Source organism: Mycobacterium sp. E3339 (assembly GCF_001666915.1).
Lineage (GTDB): Bacteria > Actinomycetota > Actinomycetes > Mycobacteriales > Mycobacteriaceae > Mycobacterium.
The window spans coordinates 84,324-109,686 of record NZ_LZIZ01000060.1 but is presented as its reverse complement, the minus strand read 5'-3'; the positions used below and the strand labels follow the sequence as shown (position 1 = coordinate 109,686).

Sequence of the window (25,363 nt, the reverse complement as noted above, 5' to 3'; positions counted from 1 at the left end):
GTCGGCGGGTTGTGACAGGCTGTAGGAGTGAACCCCTCGACGACACAGGCCCGCGTCGTCGTCGACGAGCTGATTCGCGGCGGCGTCCGCGACGTCGTGCTCTGCCCGGGGTCGCGCAACGCGCCGCTGGCCTTTGCCCTGCAGGACGCCGACCGCTCCGGGCGGATCCGGCTGCACGTCCGCATCGACGAGCGCACCGCCGGCTACCTGGCCATCGGGCTGGCGATCGCCGCCGGCGCCCCGGTGTGTGTCGCCATGACGTCGGGCACCGCCGTGGCCAACCTGGGACCGGCCGTGGTGGAGGCCAACTACGCGCGGGTGCCGCTGATCGTGTTGTCGGCCAACCGGCCCTACGAGATGCTGGGCACCGGGGCCAACCAGACCATGGAGCAGCTGGGCTACTTCGGCACCCAGGTCCGCGCCGCCATCAGCCTGGGCCTGGCCGAGGACGCGCCCGAGCGGCTGGACGGGCTCAACGCCACCTGGCGATCGGCCACCTGCCGAGTCTTGGCCGCCGCCACGGGATCTCGCACCGCCAATGCCGGGCCGGTGCAGTTCGACATCCCGTTGCGCGAACCGCTGGTGCCCGATCCCGAGCCCCACGGCGCCACCGTTCCGCCGGGACGGCCCGACGGACGCCCGTGGACCTACACCCCGGCCGTCACCTTCGACCAGCCGCTGGACATCGACCTGTCGCCCGACACCATCGTCATCGCCGGACACGGCGCCGGCACGCACCCCAACCTCGCCGAGTTGCCGACGGTCGCCGAGCCCACGGCGCCGGCCCCCGCCAACCCGCTGCACCCGCTGGCCCTGCCGCTGCTGCGGCCCAAGCAGGTGATCATGCTCGGCCGCCCGACCCTGCACCGGCCGGTGTCGGCGTTGCTGGCCGACCCGCAGGTTCCGGTGTACGCGCTGACCACCGGGCCGCGCTGGCCGGACGTCTCGGGCAACTCCCAGGCCACCGGGACGCGGGCGGTCACCAGCGGCACGCCGAATCCGGCCTGGTTGAGGCGCTGCGCGGAGGTCAACCGGCACGCGATCGAGGCCGTGCGAGGGCAGCTGAAGGCGCACCCGCTGACCACGGGTTTGCACGTGGCGGCCGCGGTGGCCGACGCGCTGCGTCCGGGGGACCAGCTGGTGCTCGGGGCGTCGAACCCGGTTCGCGACGCGGCCCTGGTCGGCCTGGACACCCACGGCATCCGGGTCCGCTCCAACCGCGGGGTCGCCGGCATCGACGGCACGGTGTCCACCGCGATCGGGGCCGCCCTGGCCTACGAGGGCCGCACCGTCGCGCTGATCGGCGATCTGACGTTCGTCCACGACAGCTCCGGGCTGCTGATCGGCCCCACCGAGCCGACCCCGCGCCAGTTGACCATCGTGGTCTCCAACGACAACGGCGGCGGTATCTTCGAGCTGCTCGAGCAGGGTGACCCGCGGTTCTCCGACGTGTCCTCGCGCATCTTCGGCACGCCGCACGACGTCGACGTGGGCGCGCTGTGTCGGGCCTATCACGTCGAGAGCCGTCAGATCGAGGCCGACCAATTGAGCGCGGCGCTCGACGAACCGCCCACCGGGATGCGGGTATTGGAGGTCAAGGCCGACCGGTCGTCGCTGCGACAGCTGCATGCCGCCATCAAGGCCGCCCTGTGACGAGCCCAAAAGCGTTACTGCGCATCCTGATTCACGGGCGCAGTGACGAGCCGCCGCAGACCCCGGCGAGGATCGCGTTGCGCTGGGCCCGGATCGCGGTGCTCATCGTCACCGGCCTGGTCACGCTGCAGTCGGTCCTGTTGGTCGCCGGCGCATGGCGCGACGACCTTGCGATTCAACACAACATGGGGGTGGCGCAGGCCGAGGTGCTCAGCGCCGGGCCGCGCCGCTCCACCATCGAATTCGTCACCCCCGAGCGGGTCACGTATCGTCCCGAACTCGGCGTGCTGTACCCGTCGCACCTGGCGACCGGGATGCGGATCTACGTCGAATACAACAAGAACGACCCCAACCTGGTTCGCGTGCAGCACCGCAACGCCGGGCTGGCCATCATCCCGGCGGGGTCCATCGCGGTGGTGTGCTGGCTGGTGGCCGCCGTCCTCCTGGTGGGGCTGGCGCTGCTGGACAAGCTGCTGGATCGCCGGCCCGAGGCGAAGATCACACCCGCCTAGCTGGGGTTCACTGCGCCCGACCAGCAGATTTCGCGTGACGTATGCCCGCAGGCAACCTTCGCGACAGCCGGTGCTGAGACCGTAGTGTCGTGCGCGTTGCCATCGTCGCCGAATCGTTCCTGCCGGAGGTCAACGGTGTCAGCAACTCGGTGATCCGGGTCCTCGAGCATCTGCGTCGGACCGGTCACGAAGCCCTGGTCGTCGCGCCGGACACCCCACCCGGCGCGGCTCCGGCGGATCGTATCTACGACGGGATTCGGGTGCACCGAGTCCCGTCGCGCATGTTCCCCAAGGTGACCACGCTGCCCCTGGGCGTGCCGACACCCCGGATGGTGAGCGTGTTGCGCGGATTCGACCCGCACGTCGTGCATTTGGCGTCGCCGGCCTTGCTCGGCTACGGCGGTGTCAAGGCGGCCCGCTGGCTGGGCGTGCCGACGGTCGCCGTGTATCAAACGGACGTACCGGGTTTCGCGGCAAGCTATGGCATCCCCATGACGCAACGGGCCGCATGGGCGTGGTTCCGGCACCTGCACAGCCTCGCCGACCGCACGCTGGCACCGTCCAGCGTGACCATCGAATCCCTTGTGGCGCACCGTTTTCCGCGGGTGCACCACTGGGCCCGCGGTGTCGACGTGCTGCGGTTCGCCCCGTCGGCCCGCGACGAGGCGCTCAGGCGGCGATGGTCGCCGCACGGCAAGCCGATCGTCGGGTTCGTCGGCCGGCTGGCGCCCGAGAAGCACGTCGAGCGGTTGGCCCCGCTGGCGGCGCGCGACGACCTGCAACTCGTCATCGTCGGTGACGGTGTCGACCGGAACAAGCTGCAAAAAGCAATGCCGACGGCGGTTTTCACCGGCGCGCTGTACGGCGAAGAGCTCGCCGTGGCATACGCCAGCATGGATGTCTTCGTGCATCCCGGCGAACACGAGACGTTCTGCCAAGTCGTGCAAGAAGCGCTGGCGTCGGGGTTGCCGGTGATCGCCCCCGACGCCGGCGGCCCACGCGACCTTGTCACGCCGTGGCGCACCGGTTTGTTACTGGGCGTCGACGAGTTCGAGGCGAGGCTGCCCGCGGCCGTCACCCACCTGATCGACGAGCGCCATCGCTACGCGCTGGCGGCCCGGCGCAGCGTGCTCGGCCGCAGTTGGCCGGTGATCTGCGACGAGCTGCTCGGCCACTACGAGGCGGTGTTGTCGCCGTTCGCCCGCAGGCGGATGTTCGCCAAGCGGTACGCCCAGGGCGGTTGAGCTGCCGGGCGGCGCCGCGCCGCCCAACGTTTGCTGTCCTCATCCTGACTTAATATTCTCGCGGCAGCGCATTGCGTTCTAACATCCAAGTTTGGTGCGACGCGTTTGGCGGACGGTTCTCGACCAGGCTTTGCGTTGGGGGTCAGAATTGGCCTGATAGGAGGGGTCAGTATGTCTTCCCATCTGGAGGTCTGGAAGCCGTCAGGACGCGAGCTGGTGGCACTCAGTGGTGAGCGAGTGACGCTCGGCAAGTCTTTGACCAATGCGGTGGCGCTCGAACACGACGCGACTGTGTCCCGCGTGCACGCGGTCTTGGAGAACTTCGGGCAGGCCTGGTCCGTGCGGGATCTGGGTAGCCGCAACGGCACCTTTGTCAACGGGGAAAAGATCGCGGCAGAACGGATCCTGCGGTCCGGAGACGAATTGCGGCTCGGCAGTTCACGGTTGGTCTTCTGGATGACAAGGGGGCCCGACGAAGCGCCGGGTGATCAAGAAACCGAGACGGGTAAGTCGATCTTGCGACCGCCCCGGATGACCGCGCGCGAATTCGAGGTCCTCAAGGCTTTGTGCCGTCCCTTCGTCTCCGATGACCCGTTTCCCGAGCCCGCATCCGTACGTCGGGTAGCCCAGGAGTTATTCGTTACCGAGGCGGCCGTCAAGCAACATCTGCAACACCTGTACGACAAGTTCGGCATCACCACCGAGGGAGATCGCCGCGTCCGGCTAGCCAACGCGGCCATCCGGCTCGGGGCCGTCAACCGTTCCATGCTGCGTGAGCGTCGTCCGCAGCAACGGTGACCGGGAGGGACGTTCCGGCGGGGCCACCGCGGCCGTGTGCGATCACGACACCTTGTCGAGCACCCCGCCGCCGAGCAGGGCGACGGCGCTGAGCGCACTGCGGCGGTATTCGTCGCAGGCGGGGCATGAATCGATGTGGCGCGCAATGCGTTTGCGCATCAGGACGTTGAACTGCTGGTCCCAGCCGGCCAGGTCTGCGGTGAGCTGGGGGCATCCGGTTTGGGCGGTGCGCCGGGCCACCAACAGTGCGCCCAGCGAGCGCTCGATGGTGTCGCGCAGCCGTTGCAGGAGCTTTTTGGTGGAGTCGTAGCTCATGCCCAAAGCCTGCGCGAGCTCGGTTCCGGCCAGGCCGCGACGGTAGGCAAGCTCCAACACCTGGCGGTCGCGCTCGGACAATCCCTGGGCCGCCTGGGCGATCAGTTGAGCGAGTTCGTTGCGCGCCGTCAGCGTGAAGGGCCCCGGACCGGTTGCCGCATCGTCGGGCAGCTCGTCGTAGGCGGCCTCGCGGCGGCGTCCGGCCGCGATTCTCAGCGCGCTGCGACGGGCGATGGCGTAGAGCCACGGCCTCAGCTTGTCCGCGTCGCGCAGCTTCGGCAACTCCGTTGTCGCGGTGCAGAAGACCTCCTGCACGCAGTCAGAGGCCGCGTGGCGATCGCGCAGTATGCCCACGCAGTAGGCGTGCAGCGGGGCGGCGTACCGGTTGTAGATCCCGGCCAAGGCCCCGCGGTCGCCGGCCGCCGCAGCGCGGGCGAGGTCGGCGTCGCTGACGATGCGGCTGTTCGGAAGTGTGGTCATGGAAGTCATGACTGAAATGCTCGGTGATTGTAGATGAGTTCGTAATCACCGCGGTGGCCAGTTTCCGCTCCCGCGCGGGAAGGGTTTACTACCCATTTGGTAAGGGCCCGATGGGCGGGCCCCGGTACCCGAGCACGCGAACGACCACCGCCCCTAACCGATGTGACGGTTAGGGGCGGCGGCGACGATTTTGACGTGTTTGGTGCAGCTCACGCCTTCGTTTTGGTGTGGGCCGTCCGGGTGCCGGTGCCGTTCCCGGTGCCGGTGCCCGTGCCGTTTCCGGTGCCGGTACCGGTGCCGTTGCCGCGGCCGCCGTGCGCGAAGCGCAGCTCGTCGGCGGTCAGGGTGCGGATGCTCTGGCGGCGCAGCGCGAGCTTGTCGTGATTGATACTCATCGGATCTTTCCTTCTTAGTGATTCGTTGACGGCGAGCCCGGGCGGGCCCACTCATAGGTAGGAGCGCCGGCGCCGTCGAAGGGTGACATCTTTTTGCATGCCACGACAACGAGGACTGCCCCACAATCGATACGGAATCGCTTGTGGGGCAGTTTCTTTCGGGCGGGCATTGCGGCTAGGCCACGGTGACCGTCTGTTGGGGTAGATCCGTGGCCGTCAGCGTCGGATTGGTGCGGGTGCCGGTGTGGGTCCCGGTGGTGGGCACCGTGGTGTGCTTGGTGGTCTTGCCCGTGCCGTTGCCGCCGCCGGTACCGTTGCCGCCCTCGCCGCCGTGGGCCATGCGCAGCTCGTCGGCCGTCAGGGCGCGAATGCTCTGCCGGCGCAGGACCAGCTTGGCGTGGTTGGTGTTCATTGTCTTCTCCTTGTTGTGATTTGTGTTGGCGCGGACCGGGTTTCGCCCGTGCTCACAGGTAGGAGCGACGAAACGGGCGAAACGTGACGCTATTTGGCCCGCGCCAACTGGCTCGCATAGTGGCGATCGAGGAAGCTCAGCAGGATGAGTTCGTGGGTGCGGGCGGCCGAGCGCAGCAGCCGCACGGCGTTCAGGTGACTGAAGCTGTGCAGCAGGTCCGAATAGGACTGGGTCAGCCCACCGGACTCGCAGAGGTCCGCCAGCTCCGCAAGCAGCGGCACCAGCCGCTCGGATCGCCGCCCGAACGCTTGGCGCGCGGACTCGTACGGGTGCTCCTTGGTGTCATCGAGCAGCGCTGTGACGTCGGCGCGCTCGCGGCGCCAGCGCTGCCCGATCCCGGGGTCCAGGTTGGCCGCGTTGGGGTATTCAAGCCGGTAGCCGGCAGCCCCGCTCCTGGCCCACTCGCGGCGCTCCCGGATGTCCAGGCCCGCGTCGGCCAGGAGGCGGTCGGTGGCGTACAGGCACAGCTTCCAGCGGGCGTCGGCCGCCTCGTCGCCGCAGGGGTCAAGCAGGTCCAGCACCTGCAGCACGGCCTCGCTGTCGACGGCGTGGATGTGCTCGGCCAGTTCGATGCCGGCGTCGCCGCCGTACCGTTCGATCTCGCGGTGGTAGGTGTCGGTGGCCAGCTTCCATACCGTGCCGTCGGCGAGGTGGGGGGCGAGCGCGTCGGTCAGTGCCGGTAAGGCGTGGTCACGCAGTGCCGCGGGGTTACCATGCAACCGAAGCCGCAGGTGATGTTCGGGGTCGGCATAGCGCAGGAAGAACCAGTGGTCGACTACGCCGCCTTCGCGCAGCTTCGCGATGACGGGTCCGACGGTGTCGGTCAGGATGCGATCCGCGGACGCGGTACCCGCGTACGCCTTGAGGTAGAGCCACTGACTGCCGGGCGCGAAGGTCCGGTGCGCCTTGGGCGCGGTCCACGATCTGGGGGCGGGTGCCGGCTCGCCGCGGCGGACGAACGGCACGATGAGTTCGTGGGCGAACCGGCCCTGCGGCCCGGTGGCGACCCCGGTGGGCAGGACCTCCTCGACGATCGCCTCACTCCGCCCGCGGAGCACCTTCGCGGCCGCGGCGGTCAGGACCGGGCTGGCGGTGTCGACGTACAGGCGGTTGTCACCGTCGGCGATGAGCAGCTGGCCGGGTAGCCCCCGCTGGCGGGTGAGGGCCGCCCAGCCGGGCACGGCGTCGGGTTTGGTGACCAGGGAGATCTCGTCCGCCGACAGCCGCCAGCGGGCCCGCGCCAACACCAGGCGCCCGGAGGTGACCCGCGGCAACGTCGGCGCCCCGGAGAGGGCGCCCCAATCCCACGCGAGTCCGCCGGTTACGCCGTCGCTTTGCAGCGCGGCGAGAAACCGGTACACCCCGAAACCGCGCCACGCCGGATTGTGCGCGGTGGTCAGCCGCGGCCTGACTTCGGCGCCCAGCCGCGGGCTATAGAGGACGACGCGGTCACCCTCGAGCCGCACGGTCAGCTCGTCGACGCCGAGCTGACGGTCCGCGGGTGAGCCCGAACGCCCCAACAGCACCAGTTCGTAGTCGCGCAGCACCGGCCGGGCCAAGACGTTGCCCACCCGGCCTTCCGGCAAATGGATGATTTCGGCGAACACCACCCCGGGCGACTGCGCCTCCTCGGCACGCAAATGGTTTCGGACCGCGTCGGACAGGCGGGGATCGCCGTGACAGAACCGGCCGAGCAGCTGCGCCCCCGAAGGCCCGTAGGCACAGTCGATCTCGACGCCGTCCTCGAGCAGGCTGGCATTGACGGCCAGACCGTCGGGCAACGGCGCCGGCGACGGCGAGGACGACTCGAGTCGAGCGACTGTCGCGGCGTCGAGCTCGAGACTCGCGGCGCCACTGTCGCGAACGCGCATGACTAGGTCGAGCAATGCCGCGTCGCGGGCGGCGAACGCGTAGTGCGGCGCCGGGCCACCCAGGTCCATGCCCTCCAGCAGCGGCGACTCGTCGGCCGCCGGGTGCGTCGACGCGTCGAACCCGATGCCCATCTCCTCGTCGAGCGCCTCCATCAGGGCGACCTCGCGGTCCTCGTAACGCGCCGCGAACTGCTGCTTGAAGCGGGTCAGCGCCGGATCCTCGCCGCCCGTGGACAGCCGATGCAGCAGTTGCACGCCCTCGGTCAGCAGCCGCACGGTGTCCGACCCCAGGGTCAAACCCGAGCCCGCCCGGTGCAGGTCGACCTGGACCAGCCGCGCCTCGTCTCCCGCACCGGCCAGCTCGAGCAGCGTCGCGGCGACCGCCTCGTAGGCCTCCGGCGGATTGCCGATCCCGGCGGCGTCCAGACCGGCGAGCTCCTCGCATACGCGCCGCAACGCCTCCGACGTCGCGGCGAAGTCCGGCCCGCTCAGCGACGACATCAGCTGCGTCAGCGGTTCGGCGCCCGTCACCGCGGGCTCGGCCACCGGTGTCAGGACCTTGGCCTCGATCAGGGCGTCGACGTATTCGCGGGCCTCGTCGCGCTCGACCCCGACCCCTTCGGCAACGGCCTCGACGACTCGGTCCACCACGCGGCCGCCGGCGGCCGCCTCCAGCGCACACCGCAACGGCGCGTCGTCCTCGACCACGACCAGGTGATGCGTGCGACGGCCGTCGCGAAGCCGGCTTTCGATGAGCCGCATGGCGCCCGCCGCGTGGTAGCGGCTGGAGTTGGGTTCCACCTTCATCGACGGCCGTGTCGCCGGGTCGGCCAGTAGCCGTTCCACCAGCGCGGCCAGCACCTCCGTGTCGGGTCGGCTGTGCCGGCTCACCCCCTCCGGACCGTCGACCACCAGCGCGGTAGCTCCCGGTTCCGGACTCACCTTCCCCAGCGAGCAGCCGGCGAAGAGCCCGAATGGTGTTGCGCGGGTGCACATGCGGGCCAGGTAAGCGGTCACAGAGGCGATCACTCGGGCGTCCGGATCGCCCGCCACCAAGCGGCGCGTCAACCCCGGCGAGGCGAGGTGCAGCGCCTCCCGAATCTCCGGCCGCGCGACCAGGCTGCGCCAGTAGGTGGAGTCGGCGCGCAGGCGGTCCAATTCCTCCAGTGGGAGCAACGGCGCCCGCATCACGAAGAAGCCACTCGGATTCAGTGCGGATGTCGATTCGTTCATTTCCAGCTCCTAATGGGTCGTCTCGCCGACGAGTTGTCCGGCTACGAGTTGTGCGTAATGACCACCAGCGGCCATCAGGTCGAGGTGAGACCCGGCCTCGACCACCCGGCCCTTGTCCATCACCACGATCTGGTCGGCGTCGATCACGGTGGCCAGTCGGTGCGCGATCACGATGACGGTGCAGCCGAGTCGGGCGATGTTGGCGTGGACCCTGGCCTCGGTGACGGTGTCGAGGCTGCTCGTCGCCTCGTCGAGCAACAAGATCCGCGGCCGGGGAGCGAGCGCGCGCGCCAGGGCAAGCCGTTGGCGTTGACCACCCGAGAGCGATGCGCCCGCGTCGACGAGCGGGGTATCGAATCCCATTGGCATCGCGCGGATATCGTCGGCGATGCCGGCCAGCTCCGCGGCTGACTCGAGCCGTTCCAGCGGCAGGCCGGGGTTGCCCAGCACCAGGTTGTCGCGAATCGGCAGCCCGAAGATATAGGGGTCTTGGGTCACCACGCCAATTTGGGAGCGCACGCTGCGCGGGTGCAGGGCGGCAAGGTCCATGCCGTCGAGCAGGACGCGGCCCTCCGAGGGGGCGTAGAGACCCAAGAGCAGCCGGCCGAGCGTGGATTTGCCTGAGCCGGAACGCCCGACGATGGCCAGGACCTGTCCGGGGCGCACCTCGAGGCTGGCGTCGTTGACGACCGGTGGGCCGTGGGGGTCGTAGCGGAAGGTGAGTCGTTCGGCGCGTACCGACCCGGTGAGCTCCGGCGCATGCCGCAGCTCGCGACCGGCGGTTTCGGTGGGGGTGTTGAACACGTCGTCGAGGCGGGCCAGATAGCTGCCGAGCAGCTGCACCTGCAACGCGGTGGCGACCAGAATGCCCAGTGGCTCAAGGAATCCCGTTGCCAGCGCGGCCAGGGCGAGCATGGTGCCCAGCGACAGCTGCCCGCCGGAAGTCAGGGCGGCGCCAACCAGCAGCACCGCGATGGGGGACAACAGCGCCAGGCCGTGGATCGCGGTCGACACGAGGGCCTCCAGTCGCCCTCGGCGCAGCGAGACGTTCATTTCGGCGACGAACAGGTTGGTCCAGTGAGAAACGGCGCGACGCTCCGCGCCGGCGGCCTTGAGCGTCTCGACGGCCGAAAACATTTCGTAGGCATAGGACTGCGAGCGGGCCTCGGTGGCCAGCGCCTCGCCCATCAGGTGCTGGTTGCGGCGGCGCGCCGCGAACAGCACGGCGACTTGGGCAGCACCCAGCCCGCAGACGAGGACGCCCAGGGCCGGCGACAGGACGAATATGACGACCAGGTAGAGGGTGGCCAGCGTGCCGTCGAGTAGCGCGGAGATGGTGCCCGTGGTGAGGATCTCGCGAACGGTGGCGTTGCTGCGCAATCGCATCATCAGGTCCCCCGAGGAGCGCTTCATGAAGAAGGCGTACGGCAGGTCCACCAGGTGCTCGAGGAAGTCGAGCGTCATGTCGACGTCCAGACGGCTGCGCAGCCGTAACAGCAGCTGGGCGCGCAGATACGTCGCGAGCACCGAATAGCCGATCAGCGCGGCCATCACGGCGGCCAGCACCTTCAGCAAGCGCCCGTCGTCATTGGGCACCACCCGATCGACGATCACGCCGGTCAGCGCCGGCACCGCCAGCGCCATCACCCGCACCACCACCGAGGTGACCAGCACGCGGGCGATTCCGCTCGACCGGGCCAGCAGGCGCCGGGCGTGATGCAACGCCCCCGGGGCCTTCCGGCCACCGGCCGCGAAACTGTCGCCGGGCTCCAGCATGACCGCGACGCCGCTGTAGAGGTCGTTGACGGTGCCCCAGCTGAGCCGGTAGCGCCCGGCGGCCGGATCGACAATGGTCACGCCGCGCTGTGACGTCGAGTCGAGAACAACGAAATGTGCTGCACCCCAATGTAATATGGTGCCCCGCGGCAGGTCCCGAAGGTCGTCGAGCTCGGTGGCGACCCCTCGGGCGCGCAAGCCGTACGCCGACGCGGCCTCGGCTAGCCGCAACGCGTCCACGCCGTCGCGCCCGGTCCCGGTGGCTTCGTGCATCTCGGTGAGCGAAACGTGGCGCCCGTGATAGCCGAGCGCCATGGCCAGCGCGGCGGCACCGCAGTCGGCCATCTCGGCCTGCGCGATGTACGGGATCGCCCGCGTCCGTCCCTTCACCGCAGCCTCGGCATCAGCACGCCGATCAGCCGCCGCCGTCCCTGTGGGACAACAAGCTCACCGGCCGGTGCCGAAACGGGACGGGCCAATTCGGCCTTCACCTCGGTCGCGGTCACATCGACGACGACGCCCTGCGTCGTGCCGGAGGGGTCCCGGAACTGGACGGGCGCACCCGGTGGGGGCGGTGTCACCCCCTCACGGCTCGCCGTGACCCAGACACCTTGAGCGACGGCTGGTAGCGCCTCGGTCTGCGCGACGCTGACGGTACCGGCGTACACCGCGCCCGCTGCCAACAGCACGGTGAGTGCGACAAGGCCCGGGTTCACCCACCCCTGCTGCTTGATGAGTTCGCCGGGGCGGCTCGCAGCGGACTGGCGGTCGCGCCACCGCTCACGAAACACCGGCTCATGGCGGCCCGGGCGGTCATCGCTGTTTCGGTCGGTTTCCATCCGTCGCTCCTCGGTGGCGGTCGGCCCCAATTGGGCCTCGTTGACGGGTAGGAGCTTGAGCGGCGCGAGACGGTGACGCATTTTGCCGGTGCTCGTCGGCCCCGGTCGGCAGCAAAGCGAGTATTGCCGTACTCAAGACAGCCGCCGGGTGTGGCGGGATCATCGGACGATGACCGATAAAGCCAGCACAGACCGGCTGCGGCCGGACAGCGACGTCGTCGTGGTGGGCGCGGGCATCGCGGGCCTGTACCTTGCCTACCGGCTAAGTCGGTCCGGTTACCGATTCCGCGTCTTCGAGGCGGGCGACGACCTCGGCGGCACCTGGTACTGGAACCGCTACCCGGGCGCCCGGGTCGACGTGCCCAGCGTCGACTACATGTACAGCTTCGATCCCGACTGGCGCCGCGACTGGCAGTGGTCGGAGAAGTACGCCACCCAGCCGGAGATCCTGCGCTATCTCAATCACGTCGCCGACAAGCACGACCTGCGCCGCCACATCACCTTCTCGACGCGGGTGCAGCGGGCGAGCTGGGACGACGATGCCTCGTTGTGGCGGATCGCCACCGGCGCGGGGGATCAGCTCACCTGTCGTTTCGTCGTGATGGCCACGGGCTGCCTTTCCGCGCCGAAGCCGCCCGAGGTCGACGGACTCGAGCGCTTCGCCGGCGACGTGTACTTCACCAGCAACTGGCCGCACGAGCCGGTGGATTTCCGCGGCAAGCGGGTGGCGGTGATCGGCACGGGATCCTCTGGCGTTCAATCGATTCCGATCATCGCCCAGCAAGCGCGAGAACTGGTGGTCTTTCAGCGGACCCCGAATTTTTCGATCCCGGCGCGCAACGGCCCGTTGTCGGCCGAGAAGCTCGCGCAAACGGCGAATGAGGCGGAATACCGTGCGGCGGCAAGGATTTCACCGGCCGGCATTCCGATGGAGCGAAGCATCACCCCGACCTTCAGCGTGTCGGAGGCCGAACGGCAACGACGTTACGAGCAAGTCTGGACCGGCGGCCTGCTGTTCGAATCGGTGAACGCATTCTCCGATGTGATGAGCAACGCCGCGGCCAACGCCGACTTCGCAGAGTTCTTCCGCAACAAGATCCGCGCCATCGTCGACGATCCGCAGACGGCGGCCGATCTATGCCCCACCGATCACCCCGTCGCGGGGAAACGGCCCTGCCTGGACACGAACTACTACGCCACCTACAACCTGCCGCACGTGCGCCTGGTCAACGTCCGCAAGCACCCCATCCGGCAAGTCACGGATACGGGCATCGACACCGTCGACCAGTCGTTCGCCCTGGACGCGATCGTCTTCGCCACCGGTTTCGACGCCGTCACCGGCGCGCTGACCGCCGTCGACTTCCGGGGCCGAAACGACGTGGCGCTCAAGGACAAATGGGCGCACGGCCCGCAGACGTACCTCGGGCTGAGCACGGCCGGCTTTCCCAACCTGTTTTTCATCACCGGCCCCGGCAGCCCCTCGGTGCTGACGAATATGGTCGTGTCGATCGAACAGCACGCGGACTGGGTGCTCGACTGCCTCGGTTACCTGGGCGCGGAAGGTTTCGAGGTCATCGAGCCCACCGAAACGGCCGAAGCCGGGTGGACGCAACACGTCAACGACTGCGCCGACATCACGCTCTACCCGTCGGCGAACTCGTGGTACATGGGCGCCAATGTGCCCGGAAAGCCGCGGGTTTTCCTGGCCTATTGCGCGGGCCTGGACTTCTACCGCGCCGGCTGTGATGAGGTTGTCGCCCGGGACTATCTGGGTTTCCGCCTGTCCGGTCCCGCCGGCTCTCGGTGCAACGACGGGGTGGTGCGCCGGTTGCAGCCGGACGTGGAGATGGTCCTCAACGCCGCGGCGGAGATGAACCTGCCGCCGATGGAATCGATGGCCGTGGATGATGCCCGCGCGTTGTACGCGCAGATGTCGATGGTTCGGCCGCCGGGACCCGATGTCGGCGAGATCGTCGACGGTGTGTTGTCCGGCGCCGCCGGCGATTTGGCGTACCGGCTCTACCGGCCCGCTACCGCGGGCCCGCACCCGGTGGTCGTGTATTTCCATGGCGGGGGCTACGTTCTCGGTGACGCCGCCTCGGATGATCCACTGTGCCGCGACCTGTGCGCGCGAAGCGGCGCCATGGTGGTCTCGGTGGACTACCGTCATGCGCCCGAGCACCGCTTCCCTGCGGCCGTGGACGACGCGATGGCCGCGGTGCGGTGGGTCGCCGACAACGCCGGGGCGCTCGGCGGCATCCCGGGACGGTTGGCGGTGTGCGGCTGGAGCGCGGGCGGAGGCCTCGCGGCCGTGGTGTGCCGGCTGGCGCGGGACATGAACGGCCCGACGATCGCGGGCCAGGTGTTGTTGACGCCCGTGACATCCGGCGACATGACGCGCGCATCCTTCATCGAGAATGCGGACGGCTACGGCCTCACGACGCCGCTACTTCGCTGGTTCTACGACCATTACATCGACGCGGCGGATCGCGACGATCCGCGATTCGCCCCCTTGACTGCCGTCGACCTGTCCGGGTTGCCGCCGGCGATCGTGGTGACCGCCGAGTTCGATCCCCTGCGCGACGTCGGCGAGGCCTACGTGGCCGCGCTCGAAGCGGCGGGCGTACCGACCGAGCATGTGCGCGCTCGGGGCCACACCCACCTGTCGCTGGCCATGGTCGACGTGGTCATCTCGGGTGCACCGGTGCGAGCGCGGATGGCCGATTCGCTGCGCGAATTCTTTGCGGCAGCACCGATTTCGCACTCAATGGCCTGATTGCCGAAGCGACGGTCAGCTGTACTGGCTGAATTTGATCGTCAACGTTGCCGGTCCGCTGAGCCCGGTGAGGGGCTTCCACGGGGCGGGTCCGGTGCGGTGGGCATTGGGCATGCGCCGTGTGATGACCGCCAGGGCCTCGGCGAGCTCGAGCCGCGCGAGGTTGGCGCCCAGGCAGTAGTGCATGCCGGCGCCGAACGTCTGCATCGGCGGGGCCCCCGCCCGGGTGATGTCGAGGCGGTCGGGTTCGTCGTAGACGGCGGGATCGCGGTTGGCGGCGGCGGTGTTCGCGATGACCAGGGTGCCGGCGGGGATTGCGACCCCGGCGATTTCGACGTCCTCGAGCGCGATGCGCAAGGTGGCGGCAACGACCGGTGAATGCCGCATGGTCTCTTCGACCGCGCCGTTCGCGAGGTCGGGATGCTCGGCGAGCAACGTCCACTGGTCGGGGCGGTCGCACAGCGCGTGCACCGAGGCGGCCAGCTGGTTGCGGGTGGTGTCGGTGCCGGCCATCAGCAGGCCCGCCACCAGCATCCGCAGCTCATCGGCGGTGAGGTGGTCGCCGTCATCCTCGGCGCGGATCAGGTCGGAGATCAGGTCGTCGGTCAGGTTGTGGCGGCGCTGCGCGACCATGCCGTCGATGTAGGCGTCGAGCTCGTCCCACGCGGCCAAGATGCTGCGCTGGTGGGCGGCGACGTCCCAGCTGAAGACCTTGAAGATGTCGTCGGTCCACTCCGAGAACAGCTTCCAGTCCCCGGCCGGGGCGCCCAACAACGCGCAGATGATCGGGATGGGGTACTGGCGGGCGATGTCGACGACCACCTCGCAGCGCCCGGCTGCGATGTGGTGGTCGATCAGTTCGTTGATCACGTCGGTGATCGTCGTACGCAGCCGCGCGGTGGCTCGTGGGGTGAAGGCTTTGGACACCAGCCGGCGCAGCCGGTGGTGCTCGGCCCCGTCGAGGCTGATCAGGTTGGTCGCGACGCGCTCCCACAGCGGGCCGGAGGTGATGCCCTGCGAGGCAAGGAACATGCCCTGGGGCACGCGGAATCGCGGGTCGCGCAAGATGGTTCGAACCAGTTCGTAGGTCAGCAATTCCGGGCCGTGCGGGCCGATGGCGATCGACGCCTGCTGGCGCGCGCCGCGGATGATCGCGTGGGCCTCCTCGATGTCGCGGCAATGCTCGTAGTCGATCGTGGGAAGGCCGGCATCAAACACACTCGGGCAGGTCGGCGCGTCAACCGTGATGGTCATGGTGGTCCCCGTGAGTCGTCGGTGGTGTGCTTCCACCACCGAGTCTCAGGGGCACGAGAGCCCACCACATGCGTAGCCGACTACCTGTCTTTGCGTACGGCACCGTTGAGTTGACAACTACCGGTGTGGAGCGTCGCTCATTCGGTAGTTGTGCTCCGGGACCCAGTTGCCGTGGAATCCCGCCGGTACTCGATGCGGCAGCTTGATGCTGGCAACGTCCTCAAGGGTTTGCGCGTCGAGAATCGTCAACTCGCTGCGATTCGTGGATCGGTCATAGACATAGCCCATCAGCACGCCGTCGTCTTCGGCGGCATCGGGCGACGACGGGTGAAACACGAATTCACCCAACGCTTTTTGCGACCCGAGGCAACGCGACTGAGTGTTGCCGCGAACAAAATCATGCTTGAGCAGGGAATCGCCACCTTCGATCCCCTCCAGCACCGTCGGTGTATAGCCGTATCGATGTCGCTTTCCAACGAGGCGCTCGTCTATGCGGGGAAACTCCTGGCCACGATCGTCGAAGCGAGCTTCACGCAACTTTCCGTCGGCCAGATCGATGATCCAGCGGTCCAGGGTGGGCGGCCCTTCGTTGGGACCGGTCCGGTCGCGGTCGAACATCTTCTCGTTCCGTACCACGTCGAGCACGATCGTGTCGCCTTCTTCGTAGGCGTTCATCGGATGAAACACGTAGCACGGTTCGACGTCGAACCAACGCACATCCGCGTCGCCGCCCTCTCGGGGCATCACTCCCACGCGGGCAGGGTAATTCGGATTCCACGAGTAGGGCATCCGCCGGTCTATGGTCGCCGTTGGCAGTCGCGCGACGATGGGATCCGGAATGGCGACCCGGCCTATCAGCGCCGACAGAATCAGCTGCGCAACCGGCCGCAGCCCACGCGGCATCGTGATGGCCGCGCCGACCGCGGCGTCGAAGGTCACCGGCAGGTCGTAGAACACGACGTAGCGCTCTGTCAGGGAGAAGTCGTGCATCATCGGGCTGCCGCTGACCGTGATATCGACGGTACGCCGAGCTCGACCCTCAACGTCGATCACCGAATACTGCACCTTGTTGGCGCGATAAAGATTGTATGAAACCGCGTGCAGTTCACCCGTTTCCGGGTCCCGATGGGGGTGCGCCGTGTACCCGCCGGTGAGCGTCCCGGCAAAATCGCACACGCCGACCGTCTCCAACTCTTCGGTGAGTTCGTAATTGGCGATGCCGCCCTCGATCAGCGCGACTGTCTTGCCGGCGTGTCCGATCACGTTGGTATTCGCACCAATTGGGAAAAAGCCGAAGTGACCGGGGGGTGCGGACTCGCCAAGAGCCTTCGAGGTGCTTGGGCTGCGCACCCAACGGTTGCGGTACCACTCCGCCTGACCGTCACGGATGCGGATGCCGTGCACCATGCCGTCTCCGAGAAACCAGTGATACAGCCCCGGATCGAGCTCACTGATCGGGTTCGAACCGTTTCGCAGATATCGCCCATCCAAGTAATCCGGGATGGTCCCGACGACCTCCAGCCCTGTCAGCGTGTATTCCTCGTGTATCGGGGCAAATGGGCCCTGCAGGTAGCGGTTGGTCATCCCAGACCTCCTACATGAACGCACCCTGTGTTGGTTGCGCCGGATGGCCGATGATCATGCCACCTAAACTTGACAGGTGTCAAGTTTAGGTGGCTACCCCTGCGCCAGCTCGGCGACGGGCTGCCATTCCTCCCAGGTGCGCAGCCGGCTCTCGTAGTCCGCCTTGGCCGTCTCCAGCGGCGACGCGCCGAAAAACACTCGCAGCGGCGGCTTTTCGGCGTCGACCACCTTCAACAGCGCCGCGGCCGATGCCTCCGGATTGCCCGGGCTGGCCCAGCGCTTGCTGCGCTCGGCCTGCACGGCGGCGCGAACCTCGTCGTACGCCGGCAGCGGGTCGGCGTGCTTGGCCGAATCGCCGGCCCAGTCGGTGTCGAAGCCGCCCGGCTCGATCAGCGTGACGTGCACGCCGAACGGGGCGACCTCTTGCGCCAGCGCCTGCGAAAAGCCCTCCAGCGCCCACTTCGACGCGTGGTAGATGCCGACCAACGGGAACGCCGTGATGCCACCGATCGAGGACACCTGGATGATGTGGCCGCTGCCCTGATCGCGCAGGTATGGCAGCGCGGCCTGGGTGATCCACAGCGCCCCAAAGACGTTCGTCTCGATCTGATCGCGCGCGTCGCTCTCGGAGAGCTCCTCGACGAACCCGAACTGGCCGTAGCCGGCGTTGTTCACCACGATGTCCAGGCGTGCGAAGTGGTCGTGCGCCCGCTTGACCGCGGCGAAGTCGGCGTCCCTATCGGTGACGTCCAACCGGATCGGCAACAGCCTCTCGCCATATTGTTCGACCAAGTCGTCCAGCGATGCCGTGTTGCGCGCCGTCGCGGCCACCTTGTCGCCGCGCTCCAGCGCCGCTATTGCCCACGCCCGTCCGAAACCCCGCGATGTACCGGTGATAAACCAAACTTTTTCAGTCACGCACTGCTACAACGCCGATGTGGCCTTCTCATTCCCGGCAGGTAGCGTTTGCATCGTGAGTCGCGCGGCGTTGGACAAGGACCCCCGGGACGTCGCGTCGATGTTCGACGGCGTCGCCCGCCGGTATGACGTGACCAACACCGTGCTGTCGCTGGGCCAGGACCGCTACTGGCGGCAGGCCACCCGGTCGGCGCTGTCGATCGGACCGGGCCAGAAGGTGTTGGACCTGGCCGCGGGAACCGCGGTGTCCACCGTCGAACTGGAGAAGTCGGGGGCGTGGTGCGTGGCGGCCGATTTCTCGGTCGGCATGCTCGCGGCGGGCGCCGCCCGCAGGGTGCCGAAGGTGGCCGCCGACGCCACCCGGCTGCCGTTCGGCGACGGTGTATTCGACGCTGTCACAATCAGTTTCGGGCTGCGCAACGTCGTCGACCCGCAGGCGGCGCTGCGCGAGATGGCGCGCGTCACCCGGCCGGGGGGCCGGTTGGTGGTGTGCGAATTCTCCACGCCCACCAACGCGCTGTTCGCCACCGCCTACAAGGAGTACTTGATGCGGGCGCTGCCCCGGGTGGCGCGCGCGGTGTCCAGCAACCCCGACGCCTACGTCTACCTCGCGGAGTCGATCAGGGCGTGGCCCGACCAGACGAGATTGGCGCACGACATTTCACGGGCCGGCTGGGCCGCGGTGCGATGGCGCAACCTGACCGGCGGCATCGTGGCCTTGCACGCGGCCTACAAGCCGCTGCGTTGAGAACTGCTTAGTGAGTGCCGGCGCGCTGCACGAACCCGATCTGGTCCGGGCAGTAGTGGTCGACAGCGGCGCCGAGGAACTGGAACGCCTGGCCCTGGGTGGTGCCGCGCGGCAGGTTGTGCTGAATGAAGTTCGCCGACTTGTACGGGTCACCGTCCACGCCGCGGCCGATGCGGTCGCAGGTGATCTTGCCCAGCCACGCGAGCTGATCCTGCGGCTGGTAGATGCCGAACCCGTTGACGGTGTTCTTGAACGGCGCGTCGTAGTCGTTGGACGGCGGCGGCGAGGCCAGCGCCGGCGCGGCCAGCGCAATGGCGGCGGCGGCCAGGCCGCCAATAGTAGCCAGCTTCGTTCCCTTCATTAGCCGGACTATACACCTCTCATCTGGGGCGCGGGGAAAAACAGCAGGCCGGACGGGGTAGGGCTCAGCTGAACGGGACCCGGCGATCGAGCAGCCGGGACAGCCGCCCGCCGCCCCGCCAGGCCCGTGCCACCCAGTCCGCGTCCTCGTCGGTCACCAGGTTGGCCATCACCCGCACGGCGATCGTCATCAGCCTGGGGGAGCGCATCGCGACGGGACCGGTCGCGGGTAGGAACCGCTGAAAGGTCAGCAGCAGGGCCAGCCGGCGCGCGACCGAGAACCCCCGGCCGTAATGCTGTTGCAGCAGCGACGGCCACACGTGCGACAGGTCGCGACAGTCCAGCAGCTCGGCGGCCAGCCGGCCCGTCTCCATCCCGTAGTCGATGCCCTCGCCGTTCAGCGGGTTGACGCAGGCCGCCGCGTCGCCGATCAGCATCCAGTTGGGCCCGGCCACCCCGGACACCGCGCCGCCCATCGGCAGCAGCGCCGACGACACGGCCCGCGGCGCCCCGGTAAAGCCCCACTCGCCCCGGTGCAGGTCGGTGTAGTAGTTGATCAGCGGTCGCAACGCCAGGTCGGCCGGCCGTTTGGACGTCGACAACGCCCCGACGCCGATGTTCACCTGCCCGTTGCCGAGCGGGAAGATCCAGCCGTAGCCGGGCAGCACCGCACCGTCCGGGGAGCGCAGCTCCAGGTGCGACGTGAGCCACGGGTCGTCGGCGCGCGGGGTGGTCAGGTACCCGCGGGCGGCGACCCCGTACACCGTCTCCTGATGCCACCGCCGGCCCAGCTTGCGGCCCAGCGAGGACCGGGCCCCGTCGGCCACGATCAACTGCCGGCAACCCACCTCGGTGCCGTCGGCCAGCGTCAGCGACACCACTCGCCGGGACGAATCATGATGAACCGCAACCGCTTTCGTGCCGAGCATCATCCGCGCGCCGGACTCCTCTGCCACCTTGCGGATTCGGTCGTCCAGCTCGAGTCGGGCCACCGCGCTGCCTGTCGAGGGAAACGACGGGCCCGGCCAGCCGACCTCCACCTCGCCGCCGAACCCGCTCATCCGCAGGCCCCGGTGCCGGATTCGGGTGTCCAGCCAGTCGCCCAGGCCGAGGCGCTCGCACTCGGCGACCGCGCGCGGGGTCAACCCGTCCCCGCACGCCTTGTCGCGGGGGAAGCTGGCTGAATCGACGACCAGCACGTCGGTGCCCGCCCGCGCGGCCCCCGCCGCGGCCGCCGAACCCGCGGGTCCGGCACCCACAACCACCACGTCGGCTCCGGTCAACACATCCACCAGTATGTTGGTCGCGTGAGGACTCCGGCGACGGTGGTGGCGGGCGTTGACTTCGGCGACGCCGCATTCGCGGCGACCGTGCGCGACGGCGTCGGGCGGGTCGAGCAGCTCATGGACACCGAGCTGCGCGGCGCCGACGACGTGATGATCGACTCGCTGACGCACCTGTTCAAGGCCGGGGGCAAGCGATTCCGCCCGCTGTTCACCGTGCTGTCCGCGCAGCTGGGGCCGAACCCCGACGCCCACGAGGTGACCATCGCGGGCGCGGTCATCGAGCTGGTGCACCTGGCCACGCTCTACCACGACGACGTGATGGACGAGGCCGAGGTGCGCCGGGGCGCGCCCACCGCGAACGTCCGCTGGGGCAACAACGTCGCGATCCTGGCCGGCGACTACCTGTTTGCCACCGCGTCGCGCCTGGTCTCGCGGCTGGGCCCGGAGGCGGTGCGGCTGATCGCCGAGACCTTCGCCCAACTGGTGACCGGGCAGATGCGGGAGACCCGCGGCCTGACGGGAGCCGCCGAGGGGGCGGACCCGATCGAGCACTACCTGAAGGTGGTGTACGAGAAAACCGCCTGCCTGATCGCCGCGGCGGGTCGGTTCGGGGCCATGTTCTCGGGCGCCGACGGCGAGCAGGTCGAGCGGCTCAGCCGCCTCGGCGGCATCGTCGGCACCGCCTTCCAGATCTCCGACGACATCATCGACATCGACAGCGACTCGCACGAGTCGGGCAAGCTGCCCGGCACCGACGTGCGCGAAGGCGTGCACACCCTGCCGATGCTCTACGCCCTGCGCGAAACCGGGCCCGACGCGGCGCGGCTGCGCGAGCTGCTGGCCGGGCCCATCGAGGACGACGACGCGGTGGCCGAGGCGCTCGCGCTGTTGCGGGCCTCCCCGGGGATGGCGAAGGCCAAGGAAACGTTGGCCGGGTACGCCGCGCAGGCCCGCGACGAGCTGGCCCTTTTGCCCGACCTGCCCGGTCGGCGGGCGCTGCAGACGCTGGTCGACTACACCATCAGCCGGCACGGCTAGCGCGTCGGGGGAACCTTGGCCGCCGTTTCAGGCGTTCAATGAGCGATAGTTGATGCTCCAAGGAGGACACCGATGACCTGGCATCCCCATGCCAACTGGCTGAAGACCTTCGCCTTGTTGGTCGGTATGTCCGCGTTGATCGTGTTTGTGGGCTCGCTGTTCGGCAGGACGGCGATGTTCCTGGCGGTGCTGTTCGCCGTCGGGATGAACATCTACACGTACTACAACAGCGACAAGCTTGCGCTGCGGGCGATGCACGCGCAACCGGTGTCGGAGCTGCAGGCGCCGGTGATGTACCGGATCGTGCGCGAGCTCGCCACCGCCGCGCACCAGCCGATGCCGCGGCTCTACATCAGCGACACCAACGCGCCCAACGCCTTCGCGACCGGGCGCAACCCACGCAACGCCGCGGTGTGTTGCACCACCGGCATTTTGGGGATCCTCAACGAGCGCGAGCTGCGCGCGGTGCTGGGACACGAGCTGTCGCACGTTTACAACCGCGACATCCTCATTTCGTGCATCGCCGGCGCGATGGCGTCGATCATCACCGCCCTGTCCTACATGGCGATGTTCCTCGGCGGTGACCGCGACGACGAAGGCAATCCCTTTGCGCTGCTGTTTGTTTCGCTGCTCGGTCCGATCGCGGCGACCGTGGTGCGGCTGGCGGTGTCCCGGTCCCGGGAGTATCAGGCGGACGAGTCGGGCGCGGCGTTGACCGGCGATCCGCTGGCCCTGGCGTCGGCCCTGCGCAAGATCTCCGGCGGTGTGCAGGCCGCCCCGCTGCCCCCGGAGCCGCAGCTGGCCAGCCAGGCGCACCTGATGATCGCCAACCCGTTCCGTGCGGGTGAGCGAATCGGCTCGCTGTTCTCGACGCACCCGCCGATCGAGGACCGCATCCGCCGGCTGGAGGCGATGGCGCGGGGTTGATATTGCCCGCGCTCACCCCCAATCACGCAGCCGCCTCGGGCCTTTCGGTTTCCACCAGCTCACCCTCGGCCTTGCGCGGCGAGTGACCCGTCTCGAGCGCGCCCTGGATGCGGACCGTGCCGCCGTTGGCCTCGTGCTGGCGTTGCCAGTCGCTGATCGTCTGATGTGCCGCGTGATCCAGGTAGTGCACCGAAACATGCACGGTGACAACGGTTCCGGCCGGGATGGACGCCAGCACCCGCGTCAGGCGCGGGAGCGCCAGGAACGTGCACGCGGCGCCCTCGATGGTCACCTCCCACTCGTCGTCGACCGGCTTGGCCTCGACCTTGGCCCGGATCACCCGCCACCCGGTCAGCGCGATGGCCAGCGCGAGCCCGATCAGCACCCCGTGCAGCAGGTTGAGGAAGACGACGCTGACGGCGGTGACGACGTACACGGCGAGATCGCCGTGCTTCGAGGCGGTTTCGATGTGGGCGGGCTTGAGCAGCTGGACGCCGATGACGATGAGCAGCCCGGCCAGCGCCGCCGTCGGGATCTCCTCGACCAGCTCCGCGAACGGGACGGTGAACAGCAGGATCCACACGCCGTGCATGAATGCCGAGGCGCGCGATTTGGCGCCCGCGTTGACATTGGTCGAGCTGCGGACGATTACGCCGGTGACCGGCAGCCCGCCGATGGTGCCCGACACGATGTTGGCCGCGCCCTGGCCCACCAGCTCGCGGTTGAAGTCGGTGCGCGGCCCGTTGTGCATCCGGTCGACCGACACCGCCGACAGCAGGCTCTCGACGCTGGCGATCAGCGCGACGGTGATCACCCCGATGGCCACCGCGCCCCAGTTGTCGTGCGGAATGTCGGGCAGCTGCAGCGCATCCAGCGGCGAGCCGTCGAGATCGATCCGTCGCACGTGGAACGGGAAGACGACGGACACGAGCGTCACGACGACGATGGCGACCAGGGGGCCCGGGACCCGGCGCACCTTGGCCGGAACCCAGCGCCAGGCGACCAGGATGGCGATCACCAGCACGCCGAGGATGACCCCGGGCCGGTGCGAGTCGATGATCTGTCCCGGCAGCCCGATCAGGTTGTGCCAGGCCGTGCTCTTGGATTTCCCGCCCAGCAGCACGTGCGCTTGCTGCAGCGCGATCGTGATGCCGATGCCGGCCAGCATCGCGTGCACCACCACCGGCGAGATCGCCAGGGCCGCCCGCGCGACGCGGCTGAGGCCCAGCAGCACCTGCAGGACGCCGGCGGCCACGGTGATCAAACAGGTTACGCCCCAACCGAAGTCGGACACCAGGTCGGCGACGATCACCGTCAGCCCGGCCGCCGGCCCACTGACCTGCAGCGGCGACCCGCCGATCGCGCCGACCACGATCCCCCCGACGATCGCGGCGATCAGGCCGGCGAGCACCGGTGCGTTGGAAGCGATCGCGATCCCCAGCGACAGCGGGAGCGCGACCAGGAAGACGACGAGCGACGAGGGCAGGTCGTGCCGGATGATCGATCGCACTCGATCTTTTCGCGAGTTGGTGCCCTGATCCTGAGGTTTATTGCCGAGCTTTTCGATGTTTCGCATCGGTCTCGTCCCTCGTTAGGAGTTAGCGGGGGATGTTCCGAGATCCGCCCCGTATTGCGTTGTATTACGTCGGCGTAACACCTTGGCGCACAGTAGGTTACGACCCGGCCGGACCCACAGGAACATGGCCGGGAACCCCTGGCTGCCTGATTGACGGTATTTTGCTGGCAAACCGAGGGTCAAGCGGACGGGCCGGGCCCATAGAGAATGCAAAGATTTGAATATGGCCGGCGCCGGATGGCCACGTCAGAATCCCGAGCCGTGCACCTCGTGTCCGGGCATCTCGACCATCAGGCCGCGGTAGGCGTCCTCGACCGTCGAACCGTGGTTGATCACCGCGTCGACTTCGCGGGCGATCGGCATGTTCAGGCCGAACTCGTTGGCGAACTCCATGATCACGCTGGCGGCTTTGACGCCCTCGGCGACCTGGTTCATCGAGGCGATGATCTCGTCGATCGGCTTGCCGGCGCCCAGTTGCTCGCCCACGTGGCGGTTGCGGCTGCGCTGGCTGGTGCACGTCACGATGAGGTCGCCCAGGCCGGCCAGGCCGGGGAAGGTATCGGGATTGCCGCCCACGGCCACACCCAGCTTCGTCATCTCGCGCAGCGCGCGGGCGATCACCAGCGCGCGGGTGTTCTCCCCGATCCCCAGCGAGTAGCCCATTCCCACCGAGATGGCATAGACGTTCTTCAGCGCCCCGGCCATCTCCACCCCGATGACGTCGTCGGTGGTGTACACCCGGAAGCGCCGGGTGCGAAACAGCCCGGACAGCCGGGTCGCCAGATGCTGGTCGGGCATGGCCAGCACCGCCGCGGCGGCGTAGCCCTCGCCGACCTCGCGGGCGATGTTCGGTCCCGCCAGGATGCCCGCCGGATGACCCGGCAAGACCTCCTCGATGATCTGCGACATCCGCATGTTGGTGCCCTGCTCGAGCCCCTTGACCAGCGACACCACCGGCACCCAGGGCCGCAGTTCCTTGGCCAGCTCGGTCAGCACCCCCCGGAACCCGTGTGAGGGCACGCCCATGACCACGACGTCGGCGCAGCTCGCCGCCTCGGCGAAGTCGGTGGTGGCGCGCAGGGTGTCGCTCAGCACCGCCTCGTCGCCGAGATAGCGGCTGTTGCGGTGATTCTCGTTGATGTCCTTGGCGGTCTCCTCCGAGCGCACCCATTGCAGCGTCGGCCCTCGTCGCGCGCAGATGGAGGCCACCGTGGTCCCCCAGGAACCGCCACCGAGGACAACGACCTTGGGTTCGCGCATCTGTGCTGCCATGGCGATCAGCGTATTGCCGTCACCGGACATTTAGTA

General features: G+C 68.6%; 21 protein-coding genes. 8 read left to right on the top strand and 13 right to left on the bottom strand.

Translation table 11 applies throughout. The annotated features are described in order from the left end of the window. The first annotated feature begins 27 nt into the window (after positions 1-27). The 4 genes from menD (at position 28) to A5702_RS05585 (ending at position 4,207) form a co-directional block, all read left to right on the top strand. On the top strand, positions 28-1,653 hold the full coding sequence (gene menD, locus A5702_RS05600) for a 2-succinyl-5-enolpyruvyl-6-hydroxy-3-cyclohexene-1-carboxylic-acid synthase (protein WP_068218894.1): 1,626 nt from the start codon (positions 28-30) through the stop codon (positions 1,651-1,653). Continuing rightward, entirely contained in the window at positions 1,650-2,165 is a 516-nt protein-coding gene (locus A5702_RS05595) for a DUF3592 domain-containing protein (protein WP_067821701.1), read from the top strand. The genes menD and A5702_RS05595 overlap by 4 nt, the downstream gene beginning before the upstream one ends. Positions 2,166-2,254: 89 nt before the next feature. Continuing rightward, complete coding sequence (locus A5702_RS05590; protein WP_068218888.1) at positions 2,255-3,409, top strand: glycosyltransferase family 1 protein; 1,155 nt, start codon at positions 2,255-2,257, stop codon at positions 3,407-3,409. Positions 3,410-3,580: 171 nt separating this feature from the next. Then, positions 3,581-4,207, top strand: coding sequence for an FHA domain-containing protein (locus A5702_RS05585; protein ID WP_055403130.1), 627 nt, complete (start codon positions 3,581-3,583; stop codon positions 4,205-4,207). Positions 4,208-4,249: 42 nt separating this feature from the next. Here the strand turns inward: A5702_RS05585 and A5702_RS05580 are convergent, their stop codons facing one another. The 6 genes from A5702_RS05580 to A5702_RS05555 all read right to left on the bottom strand — a co-directional run bounded on the left by A5702_RS05580 (position 4,250) and on the right by A5702_RS05555 (position 11,588). Continuing rightward, positions 4,250-5,011 carry an RNA polymerase sigma factor gene (locus A5702_RS05580; RefSeq protein ID WP_068218885.1) on the bottom strand — a complete coding sequence of 254 codons (762 nt, stop codon included), beginning with the start codon at positions 5,009-5,011 and terminating at the stop codon, positions 4,250-4,252. Between the two features lie 200 nt (positions 5,012-5,211). Then, positions 5,212-5,397, bottom strand: coding sequence for a hypothetical protein (locus A5702_RS05575; RefSeq protein WP_055403129.1), 186 nt, complete (start codon positions 5,395-5,397; stop codon positions 5,212-5,214). A gap of 175 nt (positions 5,398-5,572) precedes the next feature. Next, positions 5,573-5,809, bottom strand: a complete 237-nt coding sequence (locus tag A5702_RS05570; protein WP_055403128.1) for a hypothetical protein — start codon at positions 5,807-5,809, stop codon at positions 5,573-5,575. Positions 5,810-5,898: 89 nt separating this feature from the next. Then, on the bottom strand, positions 5,899-8,973 hold the full coding sequence (locus A5702_RS05565; RefSeq protein WP_067821710.1) for a lantibiotic dehydratase: 3,075 nt from the start codon (positions 8,971-8,973) through the stop codon (positions 5,899-5,901). Between the two features lie 9 nt (positions 8,974-8,982). Further along, positions 8,983-11,139, bottom strand: a complete 2,157-nt coding sequence (locus A5702_RS05560) for a peptidase domain-containing ABC transporter (protein WP_068218881.1) — start codon at positions 11,137-11,139, stop codon at positions 8,983-8,985. Next, positions 11,136-11,588, bottom strand: coding sequence for a hypothetical protein (locus A5702_RS05555; protein WP_055403125.1), 453 nt, complete (start codon positions 11,586-11,588; stop codon positions 11,136-11,138). Before A5702_RS05555 ends, A5702_RS05560 begins: the two co-directional genes overlap by 4 nt. Positions 11,589-11,757: 169 nt before the next feature. Here A5702_RS05555 and A5702_RS05550 point away from each other — a divergent pair, with 169 nt between their 5' ends. Then, positions 11,758-14,364, top strand: coding sequence for an FAD-dependent oxidoreductase (locus A5702_RS05550; protein ID WP_068218876.1), 2,607 nt, complete (start codon positions 11,758-11,760; stop codon positions 14,362-14,364). Positions 14,365-14,379: 15 nt separating this feature from the next. Here the strand turns inward: A5702_RS05550 and A5702_RS05545 are convergent, their stop codons facing one another. The 3 genes from A5702_RS05545 to A5702_RS05535 form a co-directional block, all read right to left on the bottom strand. Further along, positions 14,380-15,618 carry a cytochrome P450 gene (locus A5702_RS05545; protein ID WP_068218873.1) on the bottom strand — a complete coding sequence of 413 codons (1,239 nt, stop codon included), beginning with the start codon at positions 15,616-15,618 and terminating at the stop codon, positions 14,380-14,382. Between the two features lie 117 nt (positions 15,619-15,735). Beyond that, positions 15,736-17,202, bottom strand: a complete 1,467-nt coding sequence (locus A5702_RS05540) for a carotenoid oxygenase family protein (RefSeq protein WP_068218869.1) — start codon at positions 17,200-17,202, stop codon at positions 15,736-15,738. A gap of 93 nt (positions 17,203-17,295) precedes the next feature. Continuing rightward, positions 17,296-18,120 (bottom strand): SDR family oxidoreductase, encoded by an 825-nt coding sequence (locus A5702_RS05535; protein WP_068218866.1) that lies wholly within the window; start codon positions 18,118-18,120, stop codon positions 17,296-17,298. Positions 18,121-18,175: 55 nt separating this feature from the next. Between A5702_RS05535 and A5702_RS05530 the strand changes: the two genes are divergently transcribed. Continuing rightward, a complete protein-coding gene (locus A5702_RS05530) occupies positions 18,176-18,868 on the top strand; it encodes a demethylmenaquinone methyltransferase (protein WP_067821726.1) in 693 nt (230 codons plus the stop codon). Positions 18,869-18,875: 7 nt separating this feature from the next. On the opposite strand, the gene A5702_RS05525 is transcribed toward A5702_RS05530, so the two are convergent. Continuing rightward, on the bottom strand, positions 18,876-19,229 hold the full coding sequence (locus A5702_RS05525) for a DUF732 domain-containing protein (protein ID WP_067821729.1): 354 nt from the start codon (positions 19,227-19,229) through the stop codon (positions 18,876-18,878). 64 nt (positions 19,230-19,293) lie between these two features. Further along, positions 19,294-20,520 (bottom strand): menaquinone reductase, encoded by a 1,227-nt coding sequence (gene menJ, locus A5702_RS05520; protein WP_068218863.1) that lies wholly within the window; start codon positions 20,518-20,520, stop codon positions 19,294-19,296. 15 nt (positions 20,521-20,535) lie between these two features. Between menJ and grcC1 the strand changes: the two genes are divergently transcribed. Both grcC1 and htpX read left to right on the top strand, forming a co-directional pair. After that, positions 20,536-21,552: a nonaprenyl/(2E,6E)-farnesyl/geranylgeranyl diphosphat synthase gene (grcC1, locus tag A5702_RS05515; protein WP_055403118.1), complete on the top strand. Its 1,017-nt coding sequence runs from the start codon at positions 20,536-20,538 to the stop codon at positions 21,550-21,552. A gap of 72 nt (positions 21,553-21,624) precedes the next feature. Beyond that, positions 21,625-22,479: a zinc metalloprotease HtpX gene (gene htpX / locus A5702_RS05510; RefSeq protein WP_055403117.1), complete on the top strand. Its 855-nt coding sequence runs from the start codon at positions 21,625-21,627 to the stop codon at positions 22,477-22,479. A gap of 22 nt (positions 22,480-22,501) precedes the next feature. On the opposite strand, the gene A5702_RS05505 is transcribed toward htpX, so the two are convergent. Together A5702_RS05505 and A5702_RS05500 are read right to left on the bottom strand one after the other, a co-directional pair. Then, positions 22,502-24,055 (bottom strand): SulP family inorganic anion transporter, encoded by a 1,554-nt coding sequence (locus A5702_RS05505; protein ID WP_068218861.1) that lies wholly within the window; start codon positions 24,053-24,055, stop codon positions 22,502-22,504. Positions 24,056-24,301: 246 nt separating this feature from the next. Then, a complete protein-coding gene (locus A5702_RS05500; RefSeq protein WP_156349632.1) occupies positions 24,302-25,327 on the bottom strand; it encodes an NAD(P)H-dependent glycerol-3-phosphate dehydrogenase in 1,026 nt (341 codons plus the stop codon). Between the last annotated feature and the right edge of the window lie 36 nt (positions 25,328-25,363).